Source organism: Actinoplanes lutulentus (assembly GCF_003259845.1).
Lineage (GTDB): Bacteria > Actinomycetota > Actinomycetes > Mycobacteriales > Micromonosporaceae > Actinoplanes > Actinoplanes lutulentus.
On the sequence record NZ_QLMJ01000010.1, the window covers coordinates 133,056 to 152,263 of the forward strand.

Consider the following 19,208-nt stretch of genomic DNA (forward strand, 5'->3'; position numbering starts at 1 on the left):
TCTACTGGGATCAGGCGGCGTCCTGCTGGAGGATGGCCTCGCCCTCGATCTCGATCTTGACCTTCTTGCTCACCATGAAGCCGCCGCTCTCCAGGGCGACGTTCCAGCTCAGGCCCCAGTCGTCACGGTCGATCTCGGTGTGCGCGCTGAAACCGAAGACGTGCTGGCCGTACGGGCTGGTGGTGGCGCCCTCGAACTCGACGACCAGCTCGACCGGACGGCTGACACCCTTGATGGTGAGCTCGCCGTCGAGGACGAACTCGGCGCCCGCGTGCGACTTCACACCGGTGCTGCGGAAGTCCATGGTCGGGTACTTCTCCGACTCGAAGAAGTCGCCGGTGCGCAGGTGGTTGTCGCGGTCGACCTGGCCGGTCTCGACGCTGGCGGTCTTGATGGACGCGGTCACAGCGGAGTCCAGCGGGTTCTCCCCGACGGTGATGGTGGCGGTGGCCTCGGCGAACTGGCCGCGGACCTTGCTCACCATGAGGTGTTTGACCACAAAACCGACGCGCTTGTGTGCTGCGTCCAGGTCGTAGGTGCCGGCGGCCGGGATCTGCAGACCTTCGAACTCACGCGTGCTGACGGTCATGACTGTTCCTTCTTTCGAAACCTGAGCGACTGGATGCTTGTCTGACGGAGCAACTATATGCGCTGCAATATTCCCCCTGTCAAGTGCCTGCTAGTGTTGATCGTGTGAACACGGATCTGGACGACCCCCGCCTCACCGCAGTCGGACTGCTCGCGGAGGCTTACACGGGATTGATGAACCGCTTCGCCGCGCAGTTCGACGAGCACCGGTTGTCCTCGGTCGAGTTCGAGGTGCTGATGCGCCTCGCCCGCTCGCCCGGCAACCGCCTGCGGATGACCGACCTGGCCGGGCAGACGACGCTCTCCACCAGCGGCGTCACCCGCGTTGTCGACCGGATGGAAAAGGGCGGCCTGGTCCGCCGGGAGGCGTGCGCCAGCGACCGCCGCAGCTCGTACGCGGTGATCTCGGAGGCCGGCATGCAGCGCCTCGACGAGGTCCTGCCGGGACATCTCGAACTGGTTCAGCAGTGGTACGTCGGGCTGCTCCCGCCGGAGCGGCTCGATCAGCTGCTGGGCTCACTGCGCACGATCCGCGATGCGGTCAACCCGTGCGCAGTGGCCGGCAGCGAAGAGCCGATCCAGCCGGCAGCCTGATTTACAGGCCCAGGCCTCGGGCGATCAGCATGCGCTGCACCTCGGACGTGCCTTCGCCCACTTCGAGGATCTTGGCGTCACGATAGAAGCGGCCGACCGCCGACTCGTTCATGAAGCCGTACCCGCCGTGCACCTGGGTGGCGTACCGGCTGTTCTCCATGGCGGCGTTGCTGGCGTTCAGCTTCGCGATCGCCGCGTACCGCTTGAAGTCCTCGCCGGCGAGCATCCGGGAGGCCGCGTCGTAATAGCCGAGCCGGGCCACGTGCGCGCGCAGGTCCATGTCGGCGATCAGGAAGCTCACGGCCTGGTTGTCGCCGATCGGCCGGCCGAAAGCGGTGCGCTGCTTCGCGTACGTCACCGACTCGTCGACGCAGCCCTGCGCGAGACCCACCGACAGGGCGGCGATCGCGATCCGGCCCTCGTCGAGGATCCGCAGGAACTGGGCGAGACCCCGGCCTCGTACGCCGAGCAGGTTGGCCTCGGGTACGCGTACGTCGTCGAAGGACAGCTCGTGGGTGTCCGAGGCGCACCAGCCGACCTTGGAGTACTGCGGCGCGACGGTGAAGCCGGGCGTGCCGGACGGCACGATGATCGTCGACAGTTCCTTGCTTCCGTCCGGGTTCCGGCCGGTCACCGCCATCACGGTGACCAGGCAGGTGATGTCGGTGCCGGAGTTCGTGATGAACGCTTTCGTCCCGTTGATCACCCACTCGCCGGCCGACTCGTCGAGCACCGCCCGGGTCAGCGTCCCGGACGCGTCCGAGCCGGCTCCGGGCTCGGTCAGGCCGAACGCCGCGAGCGCCTCACCGCTGGTCAGCCGGGGCAGCCAGCGTTCTTTCTGCTCGTCCGTCCCGTACCGGTGGATCGGCATGGCGCCGAGCGAGACCCCCGCTTCCAGGGTGACCGCGACCGAGCTGTCCACTCTGGCCAGTTCTTCGAGGGCGATGCAGAGCGCGAAGTAGTCGCCGCCCATGCCGCCGTGCTTCTCGTCGAAGGGCAGACCGAAAAGTCCCATTTTGCCCATCTGGCGCACGATCTCGTACGGGAAAGTCTTCCTCTCGTAGTGCTCAGCGATCACCGGGGCGACCTGCTCCCGGGCGAACTGGCGCACGCTCGCGCGCAGCTCCTCGTACTCGTCGCCGAGCCGGAAGTCGACCATGACTGCCTCTCTCTACTCAGGAGCTACACAGAGCTACACGGAGATACACAGAGCTACACGGGAGTGACGCCGTGCCGGCGCCGAGAGAACGTGCGGTCCTTGCCTCGCGCGGCGTCGAAGCGCCGGACCAGCTCGGCCCGCAGATCGGCCGGCTCGACGACCGTGTCCACGACCAGCTCACCGGCGAGACGCATGATGTCGATGTCGCGCTCGTACTCGGCGCGGCGCGCGGTGACGAAGGCGGAGCGCTCCTCCGGGTCCTCGATCGCCGCGATCTTGTTGGCGTACACCGCGTTCACCGCGGCCTCGGCGCCCATCACGGCGATCTTCGCGGTGGGCAGGGCGATCGTGGCCTCCGGATCGAACCCGGGACCGGCCATCGCGTAAAGGCCGGCGCCGTACGCCTTACGCACCACCACACAGATCTTCGGAACCGTGGCCTCCGAGATCGCGGTGATCATCTTGGCGCCGTGCCGGATGATGCCCTGCTTTTCCACGGCCGTGCCGACCATGAAACCGGGCACGTCGGTGAGGAAGAGCAGCGGAACGTTGAAGGCGTCACAGAGCTGCACGAACCGGGTGGCCTTGTCGGCCGAGTCGACGAACAGCACCCCGCCCTTGAACATCGAGTTGTTGCCGACCACGCCGACCACCTCGCCGTTGAGGCGGGCGAATCCGACGGTCAGCTCACGTGCCCACAGGGCCTGAATCTCGAAGTACGAATTCTCGTCGACCAGGCCTTTCACGTACCGTCGCATGTCGAAGGCCTGGCGCTCGCTCACCGGAACCAACGCGCTGAGATCGACCCGGCCGGGCTCCGCCGCGGTCGCCGCAGGCGGCTGCTGCGTCCAGTTCGCCGGAAGGTAGGACAGGTAGGTTCGCACCACGTCGAGCGCCTCGCGCTCGGTCTTGCAGAGGAAGTGGCCGACGCCGGACTCGGTGCAGTGCACCCGGGCGCCACCCATGGCTTCGAGCGTCGTCTTCTCCCCGGTGACCATCTCGACCATCCGGTCGGAGCCGAGGTACATGCTGGCGTTGCCCTCGACCATCGCGACCACGTCGCAGAACGCCGGAATGTACGCCCCGCCGGCCGCGGACGGCCCGAACAGCGCGCAGACCTGCGGAATCGCACCGGAGGCACGGACCTGGGTGTGGAAGATCTTGCCGGCGCCGCGGCGGCCGGGGAAAAGGTCGACCTGGTCGGTGATCCGGGCGCCGGCCGAGTCGACGAGGTAGACCATCGGCACGCTCTCGCGGTACGCCCGCTCGATGATCCGGACGATCTTCTCGACGGTACGCGCACCCCACGAACCGGCCTTGACCGTTGAGTCGTTCGCCATGACGCAGACGGGCCGGCCGTCGATCCGCCCGAATCCGGTGATCACACCGTCGGCGGGCAGGCCGTCCGCGAGACTGTTGGCGTAGATGCCGTCCTCGACGAACGTGCCCTCGTCGATCAGCAGGCTGATCCGTTCGCGTGCGAAGAGCTTGCCCTTGGCGGCGTTGGCGGCGTGATATTTCTCGGCGCCACCGGCCAGCACACGCTTGCGTACGGCCGCGAGCGCGTCGCCGTCCATCGTTCCTCCGCATCCCGGCGGGGTCACCCGCCTTAACGATCGTTAGAAACCTTAACGGTCGTTAGGCTAGCCCATTTGGTGGGACGACGGCAACGACGGACAGGAGCCTCCGCGGCTGCGGAAGCTCCTGTCCGTATTTATTTACGTGCTACCGCTGCGCGATGATCAGCGCAGGCTGTTGAGCAGACCCAGGCCACCGCCGAGGCCGGCGCTGCGAACGCCGCCCAGGTCGGTCAGACGGCCCAGCGAGGACTTCTCGGCGGCACGGCCACCGTTGCCCTTGGTGTAGGTGTCGGGGAGCTCGTCGCCGTAACCCGCGTCGTCCTGCACGTCGGCCGGCAGCTCGTCGGCCGGAGCCTCGTCGCCGTAACCCGAGTCGCCCATGACGTCGTCGGCCGGAGCCTCGTCCGCCACGTCCGGTGCCTCGTCGGCGTAGCCGCCGTCGCCACGAACGTCGCCCGGCATGTCGGTGTCGGCCGGAGCCTCGTCGCCGTAGCCACCGTCGTCGCCGGCCACGTCACCGTCGTCGTCCTTGACGGGCTTGACCTTCTTGATGTTGCTGTCGATCACGTTCGCGCAGTTCGCCTGGCTGTACGACTGGCCGAGGAACGACAGCGAGTTGCCGCAGATGTTGATCGGCGCGGTGACCGGCGCGGCGAACTGGGTGCCGTTCAGGAACCCGAAGTTGCCGGCGTTGCTCTGCCGGATGCCGCCCCAGTTGCCACCGACGTTGCCGCCGTGGCCACCGGTCGGGGCGAACCCGAAGTTGCCGAGGTTGCCGTGGCCGGGGTTGAGGCCACCGTGTCCGAGGCCGCCCTGTCCGAGGCCACCCTGGCCGGGGAGGCCGTGCCCGAACCCGCCGGGAACAACGTTGCCGACGCCGTGCTGGCCGCCGAGACCCTGCTGTCCACCGAGGCCGTGCTGGCCACCGGTGCCGTGGGCCAGGTTGTGGGCCATGTTGCCGATGGCGTTGTTGCCGAGCAGGTTGCGGTCGGTGCCGAAGCTCTCGCGCTGCATCGACGACTTCTTGACGATGCTCTTACGGCCGTCGACGCCGATCGCGTTGGTGCAGGCCGCGGCGGCGTAGGAGACGCCACCCAGGCTGGTCGCGTTGCCGCACGCGTTGATCGGCATGGTGACCGGAACGGCGATCTGGGTGCCGTTGCCGATCCCGAAGTTGCCGACGCTCTGCTGGCCGATGCCGTCGTTCCAGCCGTTCTGTCCACGGTGCCCACCGGCGCCGATGGCGTTCACGCCGGAGCCGGAGCCCTGGGAGATGCCGAGCAGGCTGTCCGCGTTGCCGACCTGGTTCATCGGGAGGACGACCGGGAACGCGATCTGGGAGCCGTTGCCCTCACCGAAGTTGCCGAGGCCGGCCTGGTCGATGCCGGCCTGAGCCGCGGCGGCCGGAGCGAGGAGAAGGGCGCCGGCGGCGAGCACACCGATGCTGAGCGTCTTACGAACCCAAGTCTTCTTCATTTGGAAAGAAGTGCCTTTCACGAAATGGTCAGCAAGGAATTTCTGCGTATTCAATTGGCTGGTTCCGGAACCTGTTTTCGGGCGCAGCGGTGCCCAGGCTCGTTTCTTCTGCGTTGACTCCGCTATCAGCGGGTGAAGTGATGGTCCGCGGGCCGTTCGGCCGATTCGCCGCCTGTGCGCAAGCGGTTCGGGAATCGGATGACCCGCACGCACGGCGAAGCGCCGGCGTGAGGCGGTGCCATCACTGAACTAGTCAGGTGAGACGGTCGGTGCCACGGCATCGTTACGCCGGGCCTCGACATCGACCGCGAACGGGAACCGGTGACTGACCACCGCGCCGTTCACGACTCGAGCCGGAAGGACGGCCACCGGGCCAACCTCCGGAGACGCTCCCGGCCCACCGGCCGGGATACCGCTGACAGTCCCGAGATTCATCCGCGCAGGCGAGGGCCCGTCTTCGACAGGCGCTTCCTGCGGGCGGTACGCCACGGGCTGAGCCGGCCTTGCAGCCGGGACGCGGCGGTGAACATGGGACCGGGACCCGGCCTTCGCGTGCCGTGCCGGCGTGACGCCGGCCGGAGCGCGAGAGGCCTTGATGCTGCTGCTTTCCGAAGTGGACGGGTCGATCTTGTTTGCCGCCACCGCATCGCCCGCTACCTGGGGCAGCTTCGCGACCGGGGCGGCGCCGCCGTCGTCGAGCGGTGATTCGACGTCCACCTGCGGCCTGTCGGCCTCGGCGTCCGGCGTCTCCGGCTCGGTCACGGTAACCGCGGCGTCCTTCGCCGGTTCGGGTCGCGTACGGTCGTCCGCCCGTCCTCCGCTGGTACGCGAGGGAGCGATCTTCCAACGCGGTTCCGTACCGAACGGGTCCGCGTCGATCGCGGTTCCGTCGTAGGTCACCTCGTAGGGCATCTCCACCGGCCCGGACAGCATCCGTTCCGCTGTCGTGAGAATCGACGCCACGACACGCCTGTGGAGTTTCGGTGCGGGTTCGGACTCCAGCGGCTGGACGGCCGCCTTCAGGAGTTCACCGACCATCAGTTCGTCGCCGTACACCTGCGCGACGCTGTTCGACGTGGACTCGTACACCGAGCCGGCGGGCTCGTCGTCGTGATCCGCGGCGTTCGCGGCGGTGCCGGTGAGCAGCCAGGCCGCTCCGGCCAGTCCGCCGATGACGAGTGCACGCACGGCCCACCGAGAGCCGGTGTGCCCTGCGCGGCGCTCCTGTCGCCGCTCCGCCCCCTGGATCGGGGACGGCATGAGCGGGGAGCCGCCGTCGGGGACTGACGAGGACCTGCTCGCCGTACGCGTGAAGCGCTCGACCTTCCAGCCCGTCATGATCCACCCCCCGTCGTCGACGCCGGCCGTTGGCCTGCTCGCCACGTTCTGAGAAGAACGCTGTCCCGTTAGGACCAGGCGATATTGGCCACTCGGTATTGGTAACGACGGGGGCGAACGAGAAGTCACGCGGACAATTGGGAAAAATGGGTCCGGGAAAGGACCGCCGGAATCACACCAACCGGGTACGCGGCCCGGCCCGCAGAACACCGGAAGTAAGGCGCCGGCCAACCACCTTTTCGGCCAGCTCAGCGGCCTCGATCAACCGGTCCAGATCGATTCCGGTGTCGATTCCCATGTCGTGCAGCATGTGCACCACCTCTTCAGTGGCAACATTGCCCGAGGCACCCGGCGCGTACGGGCACCCGCCCAGGCCACCCGCGCTGGCGTCGAACTCGGTCACGCCGAGATCCAGGGCGGTCAGGATGTTCGCGAGACCCGTACCCCTGGTGTCGTGGAAGTGCAGCAGGTCCGGGCGTACCGAAGAAAGAAGGTCACGCACCCGGCGGGGAGTTGCCATGCCGGTCGTGTCGCCGAAGGCGATGCGGTCCGCGCCATCGGCGCGGACGCGAGCCACGATGGCCGCGACCCGATCCGGATCGATGTCGCCCTCAAACGGGCAGCCGAAACTGGTCGCGACGATGACTTCCAGTGTCGCGCCCGACTCGTGCACCAGCGGAATCAGGCCGGCGATGTCGTCCAGTGACTCCTCGGTCGACCGGTTGAGGTTGCGGCGGTTGTGGGTGTCGCTCGCCGACACCACCACCTCTATCTCAGCGAAGCCGGCAGCGATCGCGCGCTGCGCGCCACGACCGTTAGGGATCAGCGCCGAGTACCGCACGCCGGGGTTGTGCCAGGCCGTGGCCCAGACCTCGTCGGCGTCGGCCATCTGCGGGATGGCCTTCGGGTGGACGAACGAGACCGCCTCGATCCGGCGCACGCCGGTGCGGCTCAGCGCGTCGATCAGGGCGACCTTGGCCTCGGTCGGGACCGGGTCTTCGTTCTGCAGACCGTCCCGGGGTGCGACTTCGCGAATGCTGACGAAAGTCATGACCTCACCTCACCGCATCCGGGAGACGATGCCGGTGTCGTAGTCACCGGACAGGAACTCCGGGTTCTCCAGCAGCTCGGCGAAGAACGGCAGGTTGTTCTTCGGCCCGGCGATCGCGAAGCCGGCCACCGCGGCACGGGCCTTCTCGATCGCCTCCTGCCGATCACTACCGAAAACGATCAGCTTGGCCATCAGCGAGTCGTAGTTCTGGCTGACCGTGGTGCCCTCGGTGTAACCGGAGTCGACCCGGACACCCTCGCCGGACGGCTCCACCCAGGTGGTGATCCGGCCGGGGCCGGGGAAGAAGCGTTTCGGGTCCTCGGCGTTGATCCGGAGCTCGATCGCGTGCCCGCTGGTCTTTCCAAGATCCACACTGGAGGGCATCCCGGACGCGATCCGCAGCTGCTCCTCGACCAGGTCGATGCCGTGGATGATCTCGGTGATCGGGTGCTCGACCTGGAGCCGCGTGTTCATCTCCAGGAAGAAGAAATCGCCGGTCGCCGGGTCCAGCAGACACTCCACAGTGCCCGCATTGCGATAGTTGACCGCTTCACCCGCTTTGACCGCGGCGGCCAGCAGCCGTTCACGCAACTCAGGAGTGACAGCCGGAGACGGCGCCTCCTCGACCAGTTTCTGGTTGCGGCGCTGCACCGAGCACTCCCGCTCGGAGAGGGCGATCACCCGGCCGTCGGCCAGACCGAGAATCTGCACCTCGACGTGGCGCACCCTGGGGAAATAGCGCTCGATCAGCACCGATCCGTCGCCGAACATCCGCTCGGCGAAGGTGCGCACCTTCTCGTACTCCTTGTGCAGCTCAGCGTCGTCGTTCGCGACCGCCATGCCCATCCCGCCGCCGCCGGCCGACGCCTTCACCATCACGGGATAGCCGATCGACTCGGCCGCCCTCCGGGCTTCCTCGACGGTCGCCGCCGGGTCTGACGACCCGGGCGCGACCGGCACGCCTGCCGCGGCCATCAGGTTGCGCGCATTGATCTTGTCGCCCATCGCGCTGATCGCGTCAGCGCCGGGTCCGACCCACACCAGGCCGTTGTTCACGACGGTACGCGCGAAGTCCGGGTTCTCACTCAGGAAGCCGTAGCCGGGATGGATCGCCTGTGCGCCGGTGGATTTCGCGGCTGCCAGGATCGCGTCGGCGTTGCGGTAACTCTGTGCCGGATTGGCCGGACCGATGCACACGGCCTCGTCGGCTTCGAGAACAAACGGCAGGTCAGCGTCGGTATCCGAGTGGACCGCGATGGTCCGGATCCCCAGCCTCCTCGCGGTCCGGATGATCCGGCGGGCGATCTCGCCCCGGTTCGCGACGAGCAACGACTCGATCATTCCGCTCCTTTGCGGTCGGTCTTACGCCCTTGTGGGGCGCTGTTTCGACACCGCCGGTGGTGGGGCGGTGTCGATGACGCGTTTTTGTCGAGGTATTCGGTGTTCTATCGGGTAATTCCAGCAGGTCAGCGGCCGGCGAGGGCGTGGATCGTCGCGTCACGCAACAGATCGGCCCGGCGACGGCGCTCCACCTCGCCGCCGAGGAACGGCGTCGAGTTCATCAAGCCGAACGCGGCGTGCGCCAGAACCCGGGCCTCCGGTGCGGCCAGCTCGGGGCGCACCCGGGAGAGTACGGACACCCACTCCTCGACATAGAGACGCTGCAAACGGCGGATCTGCCGGCGCGGCTCATCGGGCAGGCGGTCCAGCTCGTGCAGGTGCAGAGCGATCACCGCGGGGTTGGTCAGCGCGAAGTCCACATGGAAGTCGACCAGGTCGGCAAGCGCGGCCTCGACGTCGTCGGAGTGCCGGGCCACTCGCTCCTTGCCACCCTCCAGCAGGCTCTCGCTGACCGGGATCAGGGCGGCGACCAGCATCGCCTCCTTGCCGGCGAAGTGGTGATAAAGAGCCGGGCCGGTGACGCCGGCGGCGGAGCCGATGTCATCCATCGACACGCCGTGATAACCGCGGGAGGCGAACAAGCCCACCGCGATCTCCAGAATCTCGTCGCGGCGTGACCGCCGCCGAGGCGCCGGAGGGGTGGTCCGGTGCCGCTGCTCTACCGTCGTCACGTGGCAACTGTAACCCGGCGTCAAGCCCTCACTTAACGGTCGTTCAGCCCCTTTTTGGCTTCGCGGGCCTCGTCCAGCAGCGTTACCGTGAGTTCCCGGCTTGCCGCATCGGGATCCATGCCTGCCAGCAACGTGTCCAGCATCGTTTCCGCCTCGTCCACCGAGCCGGATCGGAGCAACGCTTCGGCCAGCATGCTGGTCACCCGATCGGCGTCGTCGGTCGCGCCGATCTCACGCAACCGCTCCGGTGCGCCACGCAGATGCGGCACCGCCTCATCGAACCGTCCGCGGCGCATCAACAGGTTGCCGACCTCGAACGCGAAGACCCCCCGGCCCCAGATCACGACCGGTTCGGCGGCAAGTTCGGCAGGTAGAGCGTTGTGTCGCTCGGCGACCTCACCGATCAGCTCCTCGGCCTCGGCGACCTGGTCGGCGTAGTTGAGCGCCATCAGGCGCCGGCGCAGCACCCGCAGCTCGCCGACCGGGTCACCGGACTCGCGCAACGACTCGGCGGCGGCCCGGAAGGTCAGCGCGGCCTCGCTGTCCCTGTCCAAGTCGTACAAGAGCTGGCCGGCCTGCTCGCCGATCTGCCCGCGGCCGGCCGGGTTGTCCACCAGCCGCTCGATCAGGTCCCGGAAGCCGTCGAGGGCCCGGGTGTTGTCGCCGAGATCACGGTAGAGATTGGCCAGCAGGAACCGGCAGTTGACCGCCGGCTCCTCGATGCCGAACCGCTCGAAGCCGAGCAACGCTTCCTCAGCCACCTCGATCGCCTCGGCCGTGCGGCCGGCTGTCTGGTATGCCTGGGCGAGCTCGTGCCGGGCGAAGATGCCCGTGTGGTCCATCAGCTCGGGGTCGTCGATGGTGCCGCCCTGCTCCGCGGTCAGGCCGATCACCTCGACGTAGTCCTCGATCGCCTCGGCCGGCCGGTCCAGGCTCACCAGGGCGCGGGCACGGTGGATCCGAGCGGGAACAGCCGCGCCACCGAGGTCGGTGGCGAGCGCCGGAGTGAGGACGGCCACCGCTTCCTCGGGTGACTCGGTGAGCTGACCGAGCAGCACAGCGGCCTCGGTGCCGGAGTCGGCCGGGCCGTTCTCCTGGTAGAAGGCGAACGCCAGCCGGGCCGCTGCGGCAGCCTCCTCATGCCGGTGAGCGAGAGCGCGGTTCTGTGCCCGGACGATCGCGTGGAAGGCCGACCGGCGCGCATCACCGGTTTCCCCGGCGAACCGGTCCGCGTTGTCGCCGGCTTCGTTGGCGTCGTCGAGGCGCCCTAACAAACGGTACATTTGCGACAGACGCAACCATGCGCTCGCTCGGCTGTCCGGATTGCCGTGCTCCTCGTGGTGAGCGACGGTCGCCGTGATCACCGCGAGCAGCTCGTCGGTCGGCTCGTCGGCCAGAGATCGCACCAGCGCGGCCCTGGCCCGCATCAGGCTCGCCTCGCCCTCCTCGCCCGCCTCGGCGAACAGCTCGGCAGCCCGTGACCAGGCGTCGACGGTCTCCTCGTGCTGACCATCAGCCAGCACGAAGCCACGCGCCTTGAACAACCGAGCCGCGAGCGCCGGCTCCAACACAACGCCGCCCGGCGCATTGCCCGGCACGTAGCTCGGCACGTCGCCCGTCGCGTTGCCCTGCGCCTTGAGCTGCGCCTCGACCTCGGCCTCGACCGCTGTCATCACCTCGCGGAACGCGGCGTCGCGGTCCTCGGACCGGTAGTGCTCGGCCAGATCGAGCAGCTCGGCGATGCTCGAGCCGGCTGGAATCTCAGCCGGCGGCTCCGGCACGACCTCAGCCGGCCGGGGCGGTGCGGCAACCGGACCGACCGGGGTCGGACGGGCCGTCGCGGAGAGCTGCACCGCGAACTCGTAGGGCTCAGCAATGAGCGCCTTACGGACGCTCTCGCCCTGGTGGTCGGTGCCGTTGCGGGCGTCGAACCTGGCCGCCGTCTCGGTCGCGAACGCCGCAAGCTCCGCGGACAGCTCGGCGGCCGTGATGTCCGGCTTGCCGCTGCGGCGGATCACCACGTCGCCGTGGCCCAGCTCGGTAATCCGGCGCAACAGCATCGACGACTCGGCGGCGAACCACATGGCCGACGACGGCGAGGGCGCGCGGTCAAACCAGTCGATGTGCCGCTGGAGGATCTCCAGGCCGCGGTGCTCGTTGCCGCTGCGGGCGCAGAACGAGATGTGGTCGCCGATGCCGCCGAAGTCGGCCAGATTGTTCCGCTCGATCAGGTAGGACCGGCGGTGGGCGTCGGCCGCCTCGGCCGGGCGGCCGGACCGCAGGTAGGCCACCATCAGCTCGCTGAGGATGCTCTGCGGCTGCTCGCTGCAGGACAGGTGACCGGCGAGCACCGGCTCGGCCAGCTCGACAGCCTCGGCGAACTGCTCCTTGCCGATCAGGTGGTAAGCCAGCGAGGTCGGGTCGCACCCGGCGCAGTCGGAGAGCTCGTCGCGCGGCGCGGCCTGCCATTTCTCGAACCAGCCCTGCGCCTCCTCGGTCGCGCCGATGTGCTGGGCGACCAGGTAGCGGTGTTTGTAGACGGCCTGCAGACCACGGCCGTGCTCGCGGTAACGGCGCTCCATGTCGTCGAGCACCACGTATGTCCGGGCGAGCGGGACCTCCGGGAACCGGGTCAGCGCGTTGACCATGTTCTTGAAGAGCCAGAGCAGGTTGTGCGTCCACCGCTCGTGGTACGGCGCGGGCTTGCGATCGAAATCGGCCACGCACCAGGAGAAGGTGGGGAACGATTTCACCGGCTCGCCGCCGTACATGTACGCCGTGGTGGCGAACAGGCGCGTGTAGAACGCCAGGGCCGGGTCGCCGGCGCCGTCCACGTGCCGCAGCACCTGCTCGACCAGGGCGATCTGTGCGGCGCCGTACGGCAAGTCCTCTGCCTGGTTCAGCAGTCCCCAGAGCTCTTCGGCCGTTTTCATGGTCAGGACTCTCCCGGAACGGCTCGGTCCAGAAGGCCGAGAAGTGAGGTGGTGAGCAGGGCGGCGTCGGCCGGCCGGATCGGGTGGTGGCCGAGCATCAGCGCCTGGCCGTACAGCGACTCGACCGCGAGGCCGGCGAGCTCGTCGTCGCCGAGCGCGGCGATCCGCCGGACCAGCGGGTTTCGATAGTTCAGCACCAGCTGCGGGCGGTCGGTCGGCACCGTCTGCGCCAGTGCGTCGAGCACACCGCCCCAGAGGTCGTCGGCCTGCGAGCGGCTTGTGGTGAACTCTTCCTGGAAGGTCGCGGACCGGCTGATCAGGTAGAGCGCGGGCAGCGTGACCGGGTCGAACGCGCGCACCACGACCTCGCAGCCGAGCCTGTCCAGACGGCGCTGGGCGGCCGCGAGGAACGGGCGCAGGCGCAGCTCAACCTCGGCCTCCACCGGCTGGAACCGGGTGGCCAGGTCGGACGGGTCGAGCCGCTCCGCACGGGTCTCCGGGTCGACCGCGGCGAGCCGCTCGATCAGGTCGGCGTCGTACACAAAACCGCCGTTGATCAGGGCGATGTCCTGCGCGGCGGCGACCGCGGCAAGCTGCCGGAACTCGTCGTCGGTCGCGGCGTACCGCAGCAGGCCGTGCCGGGTGCGGAAGTCGGCGAGGGTGATCTCACCCATGTTGGTCTGCATCGGGTACCACTGCTCGACCAGGTGCAGCATCTCGTCGTCGTGCAGGGCGAGCGCCTTGACGCCGAGGTGATGGATGCGCAGGAAGGCGGCGAGGCGGCGCGGGTCGGTCGCGGCGAGCCGGGCCAGCCAGCCGCGCAGCTGGTCGGCGATGGCGTCCCGGGTCTCGGCGAGCTGGCCGTCGTCGTAGAGCGCCTCGCGGCTCGCGGTCGGCCGCAGCTCGCTGCTGTCCACCACGCACCGGGCGAAGAACGCCCACTCCGGGAGCAGGCCCTCGACGTGCTCGGAGAGCAGCATCCGTTTCAGGTAGACCCGGTGGCCGCCGCGGCTTGCCGGGTTGACCGGGGCGGGCAGGACGAACGCCGCGCCGCTGAGGCCGGCGGCGGGCACGTTCAGCTCGATCACGTCGAATGGGCGGAAACCCAGGGTGGCCTCGGCGTATGCCAGCCGCTCGGACTGCGGGCGGTCCCAGGGCAGCACGTCGTCGGTCACGGCACGGCCGTCCACCGTCACGGCGACCGGCAGCAACGAGCCGTAGAGGCCGGCCAGCTCGCGCACTGTCGTACCCACAAGGAAGTGCTCTGAGCCGCGGCGCGGCAGGAGGGTGACCGTGGTCCCTGGCTCGCGGTCCTCGCCCGGACCGACGTCGTAGCGACCGTCGGAGTGACCGGTCCAGAGGACCGGCGGGGCGTCGCCACGGCGGGTGTGCACCCGGATCTCGTCGGCGACCATGAAGCAGGAGAGCAGGCCGATGCCGAACTGGCCGAGGAACTGGTGCCGGGCGAAGCCGAGCTCGTCGCGCTTGGAGCTGCGGCCGATCGTGGCGAGCAGCTCGTGCACCTGCGCCTCGGTGAGGCCGATGCCGTTGTCACTGATGCGCAGCTCGTCCCCGGTGACGATCTCCACGCGGCCTGCGTGGTCGGGACCGACCGCGGTGATCGCGTCGACCGCGTTCTGGAGGAGCTCGCGGATGTAGACGCGCGGGCTCGCGTAAAGATGGTGGCTGAGGAGATCGACGATCCCTCGCAGATCGACCTGGAACGTGTTGCTCACGGTCGATCACGGTACCGGGCGGCACCGACAATTTCGGTGCCCGCCCGGTTGCTCCACCGCTTTTGACTCAGCTCAGGCCGCCGGGCTCGGTGCCCTGGGCGATCGGTGCCCGGACCAGGTTGCCCCATTCCGTCCAGGAACCGTCGTAGTTGCGGACCTGCGGGTATCCGAGCAGGTGGTGCAGCACGAACCAGGTGTGCGACGACCGCTCACCGATCCGGCAGTACGCGATGATGTCGTCCGCCGAGTCGAGCCCGAGCTCGTCGGCATAGATCTTGACGAGATCGTCGTGCGGCTTGAAGGACCCGTCCTCGTTCGCCGCGGATTTCCACGGCTTGCTCAGCGCGCCCGGAATGTGACCGCCGCGCAGCGCACCCTCCTGCGGGTACGCCGCCATGTGGGTCAGCTCGCCGGAGTACTCCTGCGGCGACCGGACGTCGACCAGCGGCCGTCCGCTCGAGATGTGCCCCATGACCTGGTCACGGAACGCGCGGATGGCGGCATCGTTGCGGACCGGAACCGGATAGTCCGCACGGTCTCGCACGGTTTTGTCGCGGGTCAGGGTGCGCCCCTCAGCCGCCCATTTCTGCCGCCCGCCATCAAGCAGGCGCACGTCACGGTGGCCGAAAAGACTGAAGACCCAGAGTGCGTACGCCGCCCACCAGTTGAAGTTGTCGCCGTAGAACACGATCGTGTCGTCACGGCCGATGCCCTTGGACTCGCAAAGCGCGGCAAACGCGGCCGGGTCCAGGTAATCGCGGGTGATCTGGTCGTTCAGTTCGAGATGCCAGTCGACCTTTACCGCGCCTGGGATGTGGCCGGTGTCGTAGAGCAGCACGTCCTCGTCCGACTCGACGACGACGAGGCCGGGCGTTTCCAGGTTCTCGGCGAGCCACTCGGTGGTGACCAGTTTGTCGGGGTGCGCGTAAGCCTGAAGGGCCTGCGCCGGATCGTTCGAAACGGACATGCTTGTCACGCTAGCGCTTCCTGCTCGCTGATCGTTTTCTATTCACTGATCGGGCCCAGTGCTGGACGCTTCGCGGAGACGAGATCGCCGGAGGAACGTCCGCGCAGGTGGCGGTTCACCCACGGGGCCAGGTGCTCGCGGGCCCATTTCAGGTCGGCGCTGCGGGCCAGCCGCCACGGAGTCGGCTGCGGCGCCGGCGGCACCAGCATCCAGTCCTCCTCGACGCCGACGCCGAGCGCGTTCAGCACGTGCCCGGCAACCCTGCGGTGGCCGAGCTCGGACAGGTGCAGACGGTCCGCGCTCCACATCGTCGGATGCAGGTACGCCTCGTCCGCGAACAGGTCGATCACGTGAGCGCCGTGCCGTTCGGCGATCGCCCGGGTCCCGTCGTTGAGCGCTGCCGCACGGGCCCCGATCATCCGCTGACCACCCGGGATGTGTGCTGCCACGTCGGCGAACCGGAAGAGCACCACGTCGGCGCCGGCGGCCCGGATCCGGGCGACCGCCGGCTCGATCCGGGCCACGAGCGCCGCCGCGTCGGCTTTCGGTCGCAGGATGTCGTTGCCGCCGGCCGCGAAACTGACCAGGTCCGGTCGCATCGCCAGGGTCGGTTCGAGCTGCTCGGCGAGCACCTGTTCGAGCAGGCGGCCGCGGATCGCGAGATTGGCGTACCCGAAAGCCGGCCCCGATTCGACCGCGAGCCGGGTGGCGACCAGGTCAGCCCACCCCCGATAGGTGCCGTCCGGGTACGCGTCGGACATGCCCTCGGTGAAGCTGTCCCCCATTGCCACGAAGCTGCGCCAGGCCATCGTTCTCCCCTAACGGAAGTTCAGCTTTGGTTGCCTCGTCAGTTTTCCACCCGACAGGGATGTCTCGTCTACGTGACGCTGACGACATGGACCCTTGTGGACGATCAGGTGTGTAATCACCGGAGACGCCGGGTAACCGTTTCGTAACCGCGTTCAGGGGGTGGGGAACATGGCTAGATCCGTCGCGGACGCGATGACCCGCAGGGTGGTCTACCTGCCGGAGGACACCAGCCTCGACGAGGCCGCCCAGGCCATGCGCGACCAGGGCATCGGCGACGTCGTGGTGACGCACGGACCGACGATGGCCGGAATCGTCACCGACCGCGACATCGTGATCCGGGCGGTCGCCGAGCACCTGCCGCCGGAGACCACCCGCCTCGGCGACATCGCCACCCGGGAACTGATCATGGTCGAGCAGAGCGCCACCGTGGACGAAGCGGTAACGGCCATGCGCAACCGGGGCGTACGCCGTCTCCTGGTCTGCGACGCGGACCGCAACGTGGTCGGCATCCTCAGCCTCAGTGACGTTGCCCTCCTGTCCGCCTCGGCAGCCGCCTGAGACAGGCCACCGGGTTGATCGGCCGCGTAGGGTCGATCGGGTGACCGACATGCCGCCCAAGCTCGCCGAGATCGTCGACGACTTCGCCTCCGCACCGCGCGAGGTGGTGCTCGAGATGCTGCTGGAGTTCTCGGACGCGGTGCCACCCCTGCCCGAGTCGCTGGCCGGCCACGAGGGCATGGAGCAGGTGCCGGAGTGCCAGACCCAGTTCTTCCTGAAGGCCCTCGTGCAGCCGGACGGGACCGTGGTGACCCACTTCGACTGCCCACCTGAGGCGCCGACCACCCGCGCTTTCGCCGGCATCCTCGCCGAGGGCCTGGCCGGGGCGAGCGCCGAGGAGATCCTGGCCGTGCCGGACGACCTCTACGCCCGGATGGGGCTGGCCCAGGCGATCAGCCCGCTGCGGATCCGCGGTGGCACGGCGATCCTGGGACGGCTGAAGCGCCAGGTCGCGGCTGCCGTCTCGGAGGCGTGACATGGACATCCAGGTCTGGTCCGACGTCGTGTGCCCGTGGTGCTACATCGGCAAGCGGCGGCTGGAACGAGCCGTGGCCGACTTCGACGACGCTGTCACGATCACCTATCGGGCGTACCAGCTCGACCCGGGACCGGTGCCCGAGCCGCTGCCGATCAAGCAGGTGATGGCCGCGAAATTCGGCGGCCCGGCGCGCGCGGAGCAGATGTTCACGCACGTCACTTCGATCGCCGCCGGCGAGGGCCTGCGCCTGGACTTCGACCGGGCGATCGCGGCCAACACGTTCGCGGCGCATCGGCTGATCGCGTGGGCGGCGACCCACGAACGACAGGCCGACATGCTGGAGGCGTTGCAGGTCGCCCACTTCACCGACGGCGTCGACATCGGTTCGCCGGCGGCGCTGGCCCGGGTGGCCGGCGGGATCGGCCTGAACGAGACGGCGGCCCTGGTCCACCTCGAGTCGGACGCGGGCAGCGCGGCGGTTCACACCGATCTGAAGGAGGCCGGCGAGCTCGGGATTTCGAGCGTGCCGACCTTCGTCATCGATGGGAAGTTCGTGGTTCAGGGCGCCCAGGAGGCGCCGACGCTGCTCGCCGCTTTCGAGGAAATCACCCGCCGGGAAGCCGCCGACGCAACAGCGTGACGCTTGTCGATGTCGTTCCACGTGAAACGACATCGACGTCCGTCATCGGATCTAGGCTTCGCGGGCGAGGCCGTCGATCACTTCGGCTCCGGGGAGTGCACCCAGGGCCGGGCCGGCGATCGCGATCTTGCTGTGCCGCACACCGGATCCGATGATCACGTGCGGGGTGGCGATCACCCGCGAGTCGACCAGGATCGGCCAGGACACCGGAAGACCGATCGGCGTGATGCCGCCGTACTCCATGCCGGTCAGCGACACCGCGTCGTCCATCGACGCGAAGCTCGCCTTGCGGACGTCGAGGTACTTGCGGACGACACCGTTCACGTCGGCCCGGGTGGTGGCCAGCACGACACAGGCGGCGTACCTGGTGACGTCGCCACGGCGGCCGGCGACGATCACGCAGTTCGCGGACTCGGTGAGGCTCACCCCGTACGCCTCGCAGAAGGCGGCCGTGTCCGCCAGGCCCGCATCGATCGGGGCGACCAGCACCTGGTCGGCGTCGATCGGCGCCTCAACCGGCCAGACCGCCAGGGCCTTCGCGACCGGCGGAGCGAGCAGATCCAGGCGGGACTGTGCGGATTCGGTCTTCAGGCTTCCCATCATGTCCGTCATCCTTTCCCCGGACCGGGGGTCGTGCACCACCGGGACCCCACATATCGGCCGCCGTGTCGAGGACCGGGCGCGATTCCTCAGGTCCCGGCAGATCTTGCCGACCGTCTGGGTTTGTGGAGGACCGAAGGAAAGCACGCGTCGGGACCGTGAGTGGCCTCGCCCTGCTCACCGGTGCCACTGCCCTGGTCGCCGTAGCCGGCGGCCACCGTTCCATCTTTGCGACCCTGTTGCTCACCCTGCTCGCGGCAGTGATGGCACACGCCCTGGTCGTCGAGATCCAGCGCCAGGCCCGTCGCCGCGCCCGCGACTGGGGCCGGTACGACACCGTCAACGCGGTGCTGCTCGCCTGCTGGGCGGTGTGCGCCGCCGCCCTGATCGGTGTCGGTTCCCGGCCGGTGCTCATCCTCGGCTGCGTGCTCTCCCCGGGGTACGCGGCGGCGAGCGCCTACTTCGTCGTGGAGCGTCTCCGCACGCTTGCCACGCCGTTCGTCCCGTCGCCGACGGCCGGCCCGGTCGACCCGGTTGTCGCCGTGGAACCGTCCGCCGCGGATGCCACGCCGTCGGTGTGATCGTCGAGGGTCGGCAGCACCACCATGAGCGGGGGCACCGGCACCCC

General features: G+C 68.7%; 19 protein-coding genes. 6 read left to right on the forward strand and 13 right to left on the reverse strand.

Annotated features, from left to right (window positions below; translation table 11 throughout):
- Positions 1 to 10 precede the first annotated feature (10 nt).
- A complete protein-coding gene (locus B0I29_RS22000) occupies positions 11 to 589 on the reverse strand; it encodes a YceI family protein (protein ID WP_111650926.1) in 579 nt (192 codons plus the stop codon).
- A 104-nt stretch (positions 590 to 693) separates the two neighbouring features.
- On the opposite strand from B0I29_RS22000, the gene B0I29_RS22005 reads away from it, so the two are divergent.
- A complete protein-coding gene (locus tag B0I29_RS22005; protein ID WP_111650927.1) occupies positions 694 to 1,182 on the forward strand; it encodes a MarR family winged helix-turn-helix transcriptional regulator in 489 nt (162 codons plus the stop codon).
- Position 1,183: 1 nt separating this feature from the next.
- Here the strand turns inward: B0I29_RS22005 and B0I29_RS22010 are convergent, their stop codons facing one another.
- From B0I29_RS22010 to B0I29_RS22025, 4 genes are all read right to left on the reverse strand, one after another.
- Positions 1,184 to 2,341: an acyl-CoA dehydrogenase family protein gene (locus B0I29_RS22010; protein WP_111650928.1), complete on the reverse strand. Its 1,158-nt coding sequence runs from the start codon at positions 2,339 to 2,341 to the stop codon at positions 1,184 to 1,186.
- Positions 2,342 to 2,394: 53 nt separating this feature from the next.
- Complete coding sequence (locus B0I29_RS22015; RefSeq protein WP_111650929.1) at positions 2,395 to 3,918, reverse strand: acyl-CoA carboxylase subunit beta; 1,524 nt, start codon at positions 3,916 to 3,918, stop codon at positions 2,395 to 2,397.
- 165 nt (positions 3,919 to 4,083) lie between these two features.
- Positions 4,084 to 5,397 carry a chaplin family protein gene (locus tag B0I29_RS22020; RefSeq protein WP_111650930.1) on the reverse strand — a complete coding sequence of 438 codons (1,314 nt, stop codon included), beginning with the start codon at positions 5,395 to 5,397 and terminating at the stop codon, positions 4,084 to 4,086.
- Between the two features lie 249 nt (positions 5,398 to 5,646).
- Positions 5,647 to 6,585 (reverse strand): hypothetical protein, encoded by a 939-nt coding sequence (locus B0I29_RS22025; protein ID WP_111650931.1) that lies wholly within the window; start codon positions 6,583 to 6,585, stop codon positions 5,647 to 5,649.
- 70 nt (positions 6,586 to 6,655) lie between these two features.
- On the opposite strand from B0I29_RS22025, the gene B0I29_RS47485 reads away from it, so the two are divergent.
- Positions 6,656 to 6,787, forward strand: a complete 132-nt coding sequence (locus B0I29_RS47485) for a hypothetical protein (RefSeq protein WP_260329696.1) — start codon at positions 6,656 to 6,658, stop codon at positions 6,785 to 6,787.
- 120 nt (positions 6,788 to 6,907) lie between these two features.
- Here B0I29_RS47485 and B0I29_RS22030 read toward each other — a convergent pair whose 3' ends face one another.
- From B0I29_RS22030 to B0I29_RS22060, 7 genes are all read right to left on the reverse strand, one after another.
- Entirely contained in the window at positions 6,908 to 7,786 is an 879-nt protein-coding gene (locus B0I29_RS22030) for a hydroxymethylglutaryl-CoA lyase (protein WP_111650932.1), read from the reverse strand.
- Between the two features lie 9 nt (positions 7,787 to 7,795).
- Positions 7,796 to 9,127 carry an acetyl-CoA carboxylase biotin carboxylase subunit gene (locus tag B0I29_RS22035; RefSeq protein WP_111650933.1) on the reverse strand — a complete coding sequence of 444 codons (1,332 nt, stop codon included), beginning with the start codon at positions 9,125 to 9,127 and terminating at the stop codon, positions 7,796 to 7,798.
- 125 nt (positions 9,128 to 9,252) lie between these two features.
- Positions 9,253 to 9,858 (reverse strand): TetR/AcrR family transcriptional regulator, encoded by a 606-nt coding sequence (locus B0I29_RS22040; protein WP_111650934.1) that lies wholly within the window; start codon positions 9,856 to 9,858, stop codon positions 9,253 to 9,255.
- A gap of 32 nt (positions 9,859 to 9,890) precedes the next feature.
- Positions 9,891 to 12,791 (reverse strand): tetratricopeptide repeat protein, encoded by a 2,901-nt coding sequence (locus B0I29_RS22045; protein ID WP_111650935.1) that lies wholly within the window; start codon positions 12,789 to 12,791, stop codon positions 9,891 to 9,893.
- A gap of 2 nt (positions 12,792 to 12,793) precedes the next feature.
- Positions 12,794 to 14,527, reverse strand: coding sequence for an HSP90 family protein (locus B0I29_RS22050; RefSeq protein WP_111650936.1), 1,734 nt, complete (start codon positions 14,525 to 14,527; stop codon positions 12,794 to 12,796).
- A 67-nt stretch (positions 14,528 to 14,594) separates the two neighbouring features.
- Positions 14,595 to 15,494 carry a sulfurtransferase gene (locus B0I29_RS22055; RefSeq protein WP_111650937.1) on the reverse strand — a complete coding sequence of 300 codons (900 nt, stop codon included), beginning with the start codon at positions 15,492 to 15,494 and terminating at the stop codon, positions 14,595 to 14,597.
- A 38-nt stretch (positions 15,495 to 15,532) separates the two neighbouring features.
- A complete protein-coding gene (locus B0I29_RS22060) occupies positions 15,533 to 16,303 on the reverse strand; it encodes an SGNH/GDSL hydrolase family protein (protein ID WP_111650938.1) in 771 nt (256 codons plus the stop codon).
- A 169-nt stretch (positions 16,304 to 16,472) separates the two neighbouring features.
- On the opposite strand from B0I29_RS22060, the gene B0I29_RS22065 reads away from it, so the two are divergent.
- The 3 genes from B0I29_RS22065 to B0I29_RS22075 are packed head-to-tail and all read left to right on the forward strand — an operon-like array spanning position 16,473 to position 17,980.
- Complete coding sequence (locus B0I29_RS22065; RefSeq protein WP_111650939.1) at positions 16,473 to 16,862, forward strand: CBS domain-containing protein; 390 nt, start codon at positions 16,473 to 16,475, stop codon at positions 16,860 to 16,862.
- 40 nt (positions 16,863 to 16,902) lie between these two features.
- On the forward strand, positions 16,903 to 17,337 hold the full coding sequence (locus B0I29_RS22070; protein ID WP_111650940.1) for a SufE family protein: 435 nt from the start codon (positions 16,903 to 16,905) through the stop codon (positions 17,335 to 17,337).
- A 1-nt stretch (position 17,338) separates the two neighbouring features.
- Positions 17,339 to 17,980, forward strand: coding sequence for a DsbA family oxidoreductase (locus B0I29_RS22075; protein WP_111650941.1), 642 nt, complete (start codon positions 17,339 to 17,341; stop codon positions 17,978 to 17,980).
- Between the two features lie 51 nt (positions 17,981 to 18,031).
- Here B0I29_RS22075 and B0I29_RS22080 read toward each other — a convergent pair whose 3' ends face one another.
- Positions 18,032 to 18,580, reverse strand: coding sequence for a YbaK/EbsC family protein (locus B0I29_RS22080; protein ID WP_111650942.1), 549 nt, complete (start codon positions 18,578 to 18,580; stop codon positions 18,032 to 18,034).
- A gap of 158 nt (positions 18,581 to 18,738) precedes the next feature.
- Here B0I29_RS22080 and B0I29_RS47820 point away from each other — a divergent pair, with 158 nt between their 5' ends.
- A complete protein-coding gene (locus tag B0I29_RS47820; RefSeq protein ID WP_425452336.1) occupies positions 18,739 to 19,161 on the forward strand; it encodes a hypothetical protein in 423 nt (140 codons plus the stop codon).
- The last annotated feature ends 47 nt before the right edge of the window (positions 19,162 to 19,208 follow it).

Excerpts from the sequence above, each read along its gene's own strand:
- B0I29_RS22000 (WP_111650926.1), bottom strand. The coding sequence starts at position 589 with ATGACCGTCAGCACGCGTGAGTTCGAAGGTCTGCAGATCCCGGCCGCC.
- B0I29_RS22010 (WP_111650928.1), bottom strand. The coding sequence starts at position 2,341 with ATGGTCGACTTCCGGCTCGGCGACGAGTACGAGGAGCTGCGCGCGAGC.
- B0I29_RS22015 (WP_111650929.1), bottom strand. The coding sequence starts at position 3,918 with ATGGACGGCGACGCGCTCGCGGCCGTACGCAAGCGTGTGCTGGCCGGT.
- B0I29_RS22020 (WP_111650930.1), bottom strand. The coding sequence starts at position 5,397 with ATGAAGAAGACTTGGGTTCGTAAGACGCTCAGCATCGGTGTGCTCGCC.
- B0I29_RS47485 (WP_260329696.1), top strand. The coding sequence starts at position 6,656 with ATGAGCGGGGAGCCGCCGTCGGGGACTGACGAGGACCTGCTCGCCGTA.
- B0I29_RS22030 (WP_111650932.1), bottom strand. The coding sequence starts at position 7,786 with ATGACTTTCGTCAGCATTCGCGAAGTCGCACCCCGGGACGGTCTGCAG.
- B0I29_RS22035 (WP_111650933.1), bottom strand. The coding sequence starts at position 9,127 with ATGATCGAGTCGTTGCTCGTCGCGAACCGGGGCGAGATCGCCCGCCGG.
- B0I29_RS22045 (WP_111650935.1), bottom strand. The coding sequence starts at position 12,791 with ATGAAAACGGCCGAAGAGCTCTGGGGACTGCTGAACCAGGCAGAGGAC.
- B0I29_RS22055 (WP_111650937.1), bottom strand. The coding sequence starts at position 15,494 with ATGTCCGTTTCGAACGATCCGGCGCAGGCCCTTCAGGCTTACGCGCAC.
- B0I29_RS22060 (WP_111650938.1), bottom strand. The coding sequence starts at position 16,303 with ATGGCCTGGCGCAGCTTCGTGGCAATGGGGGACAGCTTCACCGAGGGC.
- B0I29_RS22065 (WP_111650939.1), top strand. The coding sequence starts at position 16,473 with ATGGCTAGATCCGTCGCGGACGCGATGACCCGCAGGGTGGTCTACCTG.
- B0I29_RS22075 (WP_111650941.1), top strand. The coding sequence starts at position 17,339 with ATGGACATCCAGGTCTGGTCCGACGTCGTGTGCCCGTGGTGCTACATC.
- B0I29_RS22080 (WP_111650942.1), bottom strand. The coding sequence starts at position 18,580 with ATGGGAAGCCTGAAGACCGAATCCGCACAGTCCCGCCTGGATCTGCTC.